At 42.4% G+C, this 6,321-nt stretch carries 6 protein-coding genes; all 6 read left to right on the forward strand.

Going from position 1 to position 6,321, the window contains the following annotated elements; translation table 11 throughout:
• Positions 1–89: 89 nt before the first annotated feature.
• Positions 90–1,013 (forward strand): sugar phosphate isomerase/epimerase family protein, encoded by a 924-nt coding sequence (locus tag VK664_RS01280; RefSeq protein ID WP_461396782.1) that lies wholly within the window; start codon positions 90–92, stop codon positions 1,011–1,013.
• Between the two features lie 136 nt (positions 1,014–1,149).
• Positions 1,150–2,232 (forward strand): Ldh family oxidoreductase, encoded by a 1,083-nt coding sequence (locus VK664_RS01285; RefSeq protein ID WP_461396783.1) that lies wholly within the window; start codon positions 1,150–1,152, stop codon positions 2,230–2,232.
• Positions 2,233–2,349: 117 nt separating this feature from the next.
• A complete protein-coding gene (locus tag VK664_RS01290) occupies positions 2,350–3,672 on the forward strand; it encodes an aspartate kinase (RefSeq protein ID WP_461396784.1) in 1,323 nt (440 codons plus the stop codon).
• 96 nt (positions 3,673–3,768) lie between these two features.
• Positions 3,769–4,974, forward strand: a complete 1,206-nt coding sequence (locus VK664_RS01295) for a carboxypeptidase-like regulatory domain-containing protein (RefSeq protein WP_461396785.1) — start codon at positions 3,769–3,771, stop codon at positions 4,972–4,974.
• A gap of 108 nt (positions 4,975–5,082) precedes the next feature.
• Positions 5,083–5,478: a hypothetical protein gene (locus VK664_RS01300; RefSeq protein ID WP_461396786.1), complete on the forward strand. Its 396-nt coding sequence runs from the start codon at positions 5,083–5,085 to the stop codon at positions 5,476–5,478.
• A 172-nt stretch (positions 5,479–5,650) separates the two neighbouring features.
• The coding region (locus VK664_RS01305; protein ID WP_461396787.1) for a cation:proton antiporter domain-containing protein at positions 5,651–6,321 on the forward strand (671 nt) is incomplete at its 3' end.

Raw genomic sequence — 6,321 nt, forward strand, 5'->3', positions numbered from 1 at the left:
CCCCGATACGGCTTAAAGCAAACGATTTTTCGAAAGTTAATCCCTAACTTCAGGCCGCTTTAACAAATCAATCACTAAATAGCTGTCAAATGAAAAAATTGTTTTCAAAAGGATTGTTCTCAGGAAGAGTAATATCAAAAAGTTTATTGGCTTTTGCATCATTAGCTGTCTTTACTCAATGCACAGATAATTCTACCGAAGCCTCAGCAAGCGCTGATTCAACCTCTGCCACAGCAACAGTTACAGAAGCACCGGCAGAAGATTGGAAGATTGGTGTTCAGTTCTGGACATTCAGAGAGTTTCCATTTGTTACTGCTATAGAAAAAGCAGATAGCGCCGGCATAAAATTCATCGAGGCTTTCCCGGGCCAGGCTCTGGGCGGCAACTTCAAAGACTCTTTCAATATTAACATGTCTGCCGAAAGTAAAAAAGGCATCCAGGAATTGTTGTCATCTAAGGGTATGCGTGTTGTTGCGTTTGGTGTTACAGGTGCCAAAGATGCTGCTGAATGGAATAAACTTTTTTCGTTCGCGAAGGAAATGGGCATTGAATATATCAATTCAGAGCCTAACAAATCCCATTGGGGCCTGATAGATAGTCTTTCAGGTGTTTATGGCGTTAAGCTTGCCATTCATGAACATCCAAAAAATAATCCATACTGGCATCCCGATTCAGTTGTTGCTGCCATGAAAGGTCATCCAAACATCTATGCCTGTGCTGATCTTGGACATTGGGGCCGTAGCGGACTTGACGTAGTCGAATGTCTGAAAAAACTTGATGGACGCATAATCGGTGTACATCTTAAAGACATTAAAGAGTTTAACAATACAAAGGCTGAAGACGTGGTAGTGGGCACCGGTGTTCTGAAATATCCTGAAATACTTGCTGAGTTAAAACGTCAGAATTTCAAAGGTTTGATGTCAGTTGAACGCGAGGGAAACTGGCAAAACAATATGCCTGATGTGAAACAAACCGCGGAATATGTGACCGGACTGATGAAAGCTTCGAAATAAATTCAGATGGTCATGTAAAAAATGCAATAGCTTTTTTACATCTTTTATCTGCTTGAAATTAAATAGCCGGTTATTAAAAATGACCGGCTATTCTTTTTTCTTTCTATAAATGGATACGAAGTTTTTATTTTTGGCGATGCCTGAAAAATTATTTGCGTATAACGATTTATTTGAATTTACAAAATCTGTGTTTATCAGGATAGGTTGCTCTGAAGCAGATGCTGCTATTTCCGCCCTTGTTTTATTATCAGCCGATCTGCGTGGTGTAGACTCACATGGTGTTGCGAGGCTTTCGGGTTATGTGAGATTATGGGAAGCAAAACGGGCGAATACGAGCCCTATATTGAAGATCATTCATGAAACTCCCTCAACAGCTGTGGTGGATGGAGACGGGGGGCTTGGACTTGTTGTTGCTCCATATTCGATGCAGATCGCAATAGATAAAGCCAAAAACGTGGGAACAGGATGGGTCAGCGTTCAAAACAGCAACCATTTTGGCATTGCCGGATATCATGCGATGATGGCCCTTGAGCATGATATGATTGGGATTGCTATGACAAACGCCAGTCCGCTGGTAGCGCCGACTTATTCAATTGAGAGGTTATTGGGTACAAATCCGATTTGCGTGGTTATCCCGGGTGGGGAAGAACCACCGTTTGTGGCCGATCTAGCCACTACTACTGCCGCAAACGGGAAACTTGAAATTCTCCAGCGTAAAAATAAAACGGCGCCTGATGGATGGATCCAGGACAAATACGGTAACCCGAGTAATAATCCCCATGAACTGAAATCTGGCGGTGCCTTGTTGCCACTCGGAGGCGATCGTGAACATGGTAGCCATAAAGGCTATGCATTAGGAGCTGTAGTTGATATATTTTCTGCCATACTCAGTGGGGCAAATTACGGTCCCTGGGTCCCGCCTTTCCCGGCCTATGTGCCAATGCCTGAGCAAATGCCCGGCAAAGGAATCGGTCATTTTTTCGGAGCTATGCGGATAGACGCTTTTCGTCCTGCTGCTGATTTTAAGAGCAATATGGACAATTGGATCAGGCGCTTCCGTTCGGCCAAAACCGTGGAAGGTGAAGAACAGGTTTTGATACCCGGCGATCCTGAAAGAGAAATGGAATCTGACCGGCGCCTCAACGGTATTCCCTTATTGCATTCCGTAGCGGATGATCTTGAATTTCTCGCCAGGAAACTTGAAATGCAATTTATTTAGCTATCAACATGCCGTGAAACTTGAAATGAAATTCATTTAATTACCTGCATCCGGGGAAACTTGAAATGAAATTTATTTAGCTATCGTTATCTTCGCGTTCCAAAATTTTTATTGCACATGAAAATCATGAAGTTTGGTGGAACCTCGGTCGGCAAACCAGAAAGAATGCACCAGGTAGCGGAATTAATTACCAAAGAGAACGAACCAACCATTGTGGTATTAAGCGCCCTGAGCGGAACTACCAATGCCCTTGTTTCTATCGGGGAAGCTATGGCCGCGGGTAATAAGGATGCAGCAAAGCAACATATTGATAATCTCCAGGCCCATTATAATAATTTCATAAAAGACCTGGTCAAGAGCGATAAAGCACTTGAAAAGGCTGCCGGTATCGTAACTGAGCATTTCGAGTTCCTCAATATTATTCTGAAAATATCTTTCAGTGAGGCGCTTAGCAAAGATATTCTTGCACAGGGAGAACTTCTTTCAACCAAATTATTTTCAGTATACCTGGAAGAGATCGGTCAGTCGCACGCTCTGTTGCCAGCCCTGGAATTTATGTCTATTGATAGCTACGATGAACCACAGGTAAGTAGCATCAGGACCAAACTGGAAGCGCTTCTCAAACAACATTCCGATAAAAAATTGTTTATCACGCAGGGTTATATCAGCCGGAATGCAAGGGGTGAAGTTGATAATCTTAAGAGGGGCGGCAGCGATTACAGTGCATCATTGATTGCCGCAGCGGCAAGTGCACGTGTTTGCGAGATCTGGACTGATATTGATGGTATGCATAACAACGATCCGCGTGTAGTTAAGAAAACGATGCCTATTGAGCAAATGAGTTTTGAAGAAGCGGCGGAGCTTGCATATTTCGGAGCAAAGATCCTGCACCCGGCTTCTATCTGGCCCGCACAACATTATAAAGTACCGGTGAAATTGCTTAATACCATGCAACCGGATGCAAAAGGTACATTGATCACTGAAGAAGCAGGATCAGTTGGCGTGAAAGCAGTTGCGGCTAAAGACGGAATCATTTCCATCAATATAAAAAGCAGTCGTATGTTGCTTGCTTATGGATTCCTGAGGAAGATTTTCGAGGTGTTCGAAAAATACAGGACTTCCATTGACATGATCACTACTTCTGAGGTTGCGGTTTCCGTAACTATCGACAGTATAACAAACTTAAAAGACATATTAAAAGAACTTGATCCTTTCGGTAAGATAACTGTGGAGCAAAACCTTACAATAGTGTCTGTAGTTGGAAATGAAATAGCACAGACTCCTGGTGTGCTCAGCAAATTGTTTGAATCACTAGCTACGGTCCCGGTGCAAATGGTGAGTTATGGCGGAAGTAAGCACAATGTGTCCCTCCTTGTTCCTTCATCTTATAAAGTGCAAACGCTGCAGCTGTTGAATAAAGGGCTATTTAATCTGGATTAATCAGTGCAAACCGTGGCAGAGTAATTGAATAGGATAAATGATTTTAATAACAATTAGTTTTCATTCAATATTTTAAACCGGGGACAAATCCTGATTATGCTAAAGGCCGTAGTACCGGGATTGGTGCTGTTATCGTTTTTCTGTTTTGGAGCAACCGCACAAGAAAAAAATTTCATTGCCGGCAGGGTAATCAATGGTGAAACGGAGGCCCCGATCCCCAATGCCAGCGTCTTTATCACAAATACCTCAAAAGGTACCGTCACTTTAGCGAACGGTACCTTTCGACTTGGCGGTATTCCTGCCGGCAAATATGATCTTATAATATCTTCAGTAGGTTACGGTACCCAGGTTTATTCTTTCTCGTCTGATAAGCTGCCCTTGCAACTGAAGATTTATCTTGAGCCAAAGGCAACAGAACTTGAAACCGTGATTGTGGAACCATATGAAAAAGATGGCTGGGAGAAATGGGGTAAATTCTTTATTGAAAATTTTATCGGTACTACAGAAGCCGCCAAACTATGTAAAATCAGGAATTATAAAACACTGCGCTTCCGCCATTCAAAAAAGAAAAATATACTTACCGCAGTTGCAGATGAACCCTTAATTATTGAGAACCGGGAGCTGGGTTACCGGATTAGTTATCAACTGGAAGACTTCAATTATGACTTCAAGCAAAATACCTTGTTTTATCTTGGCTATACGCTTTTTGAAGACATGGCCAAAGACACACTAAATATCCCCAAAAGATTTTTGCGTGAACGTCATGCTGCTTATAAAGGTTCAATTGTCCATTTTATCCGCTCACTCTATAATAATAACCTGGTGGAAAATGAGTTTGAAGTAAAACGGGTCAAAAGAATTCACAACGATGAGAAGGACAGGGTAAGAGCAATTATCCGCGGTAAATTTGGTCCGGGAGATAATGCTGATTCAAGTGAATATTATAATAAGATCCTCAGGCAGGAAGACTATGAAGATATTTATTCGAAACATAATCTCAACGCCGATAGCCTGGTTTCAATTACAGGCGACAAACAGCGCATCATGTATTTCGACAACTACATACAAGTGATGTACCGGGCTGGCTTTGAGGAAAAAGGGTTTCTATTATCAACAGGTCAGAACCGAAAAGCTTATCATCCACGATCGCTTGTTTCTTTATTGAATGGAAATCCCGTTGCCATTGATAAAAATGGCAGCTGTTATCCGGCTACAGAATTTTTTTCTTCAGGCTACTGGGCATGGAGTGAAAAGATTTCACATCTTCTTCCGATTGAGTATGATGATGCCAGGGGCAGGTAAGTCATGAGTTATGAGTTGAGTTATGAGTTATGAGTTATGAGTGGGAATACAGAGGCATGTTGATGTGTGATTTGTATTCACTATCGTGCAAATGGATATATTTGCAGGGTGAAAGGTGCCTCCGCGATCATATTCGTTTTTACATTACTTTATTGCTTTAATCCGGCAATGGCCAGGCAGTCAGGTGATGGCAGCAGGGTAAGTGATATCAATCTGCCTTCAATTTCAACGTCTTTTATATCAGCCGCTACTTCGTTCAACCGTCCAAGGCAAATTGAAAATGCAACATGCCACACGAATTTTGCCTGCCTGGCAGAAATAATAACCATCCCGGCCCGTCCGTATATGGTTACCGGGTCCAGGATTTACGCCGGACAGCCATTTGCGCCGATCATTTGCCAGTTAAACGACCTGTCATCAGGTCATAACGGCCGGATGCAGGCTGCTTTTAATCATCCATTGCATCACTATCATATCGTTTTTCCACATCATCACTTCTGGTAGATAAAATTATGGCAGGAGTTGTTACAGCATACTACCGAATCAGGATTTGCTGAGGCTTATAAATTCCTGCATATTTCAATTTAGGCCAGCTTATGCCAGCATGATCCTGGACTTTTTTCCCGACAAGAATTATTTCTCCTGACAAGAATTATTTTACCAGACACTGTTTTCTATGCCTCATTTGTCACCTCTGATTGTTGACCTCGGACTTATACTTGGAGCGGGCGCCCTCATGACGCTTATTTTTAAAAAATTAAAACAACCGGTGATCCTGGGATACCTGCTGGCGGGTGTACTGGTTGGACCGAACTTTTCCCTGTTCCCAACCATCACCGATCAGAAAGATATTGAAGTACTTGCTGAGATTGGGGTAATATTCCTGTTGTTCAGTCTTGGGCTCGAATTCAGTTTTAAGAAGTTGCTAAAAGTTGGCGCTGCTGCATCTGTTACTGCGATCATCAAGGTACTGTTTATGCTACTTCTTGGATACCTGGTAGGGATGCTGCTTGGATGGAGTAGTATGGATAGTATTTTTCTTGGGGGAATTCTTTCCATTTCATCAACTACTATTATTATCCGTGCTTTTGAGGAATTGGGTGTGAAGGGGCAGAAGTTTTCCAATCTTGTTTTCGGTATCCTGGTTGTGGAAGACATTGTAGCTGTGGTACTGCTCGTTTTATTGTCGACGTTTGGCGTGACCCGTCATTTTGCAGGGCAGGAAATGCTAACATCAATAGCGAAACTCATCTTCTATCTTGTTCTTTGGTTTGTAGCCGGAATCTTTTTCCTGCCTTCATTCCTGAAAATGGTGAAAAAGTATTTGAATGATGAAACACTCCTTGT

The sequence above is a fragment of the Flavitalea sp. genome, from assembly GCF_035489435.1.
GTDB lineage: Bacteria > Bacteroidota > Bacteroidia > Chitinophagales > Chitinophagaceae > DATHKG01.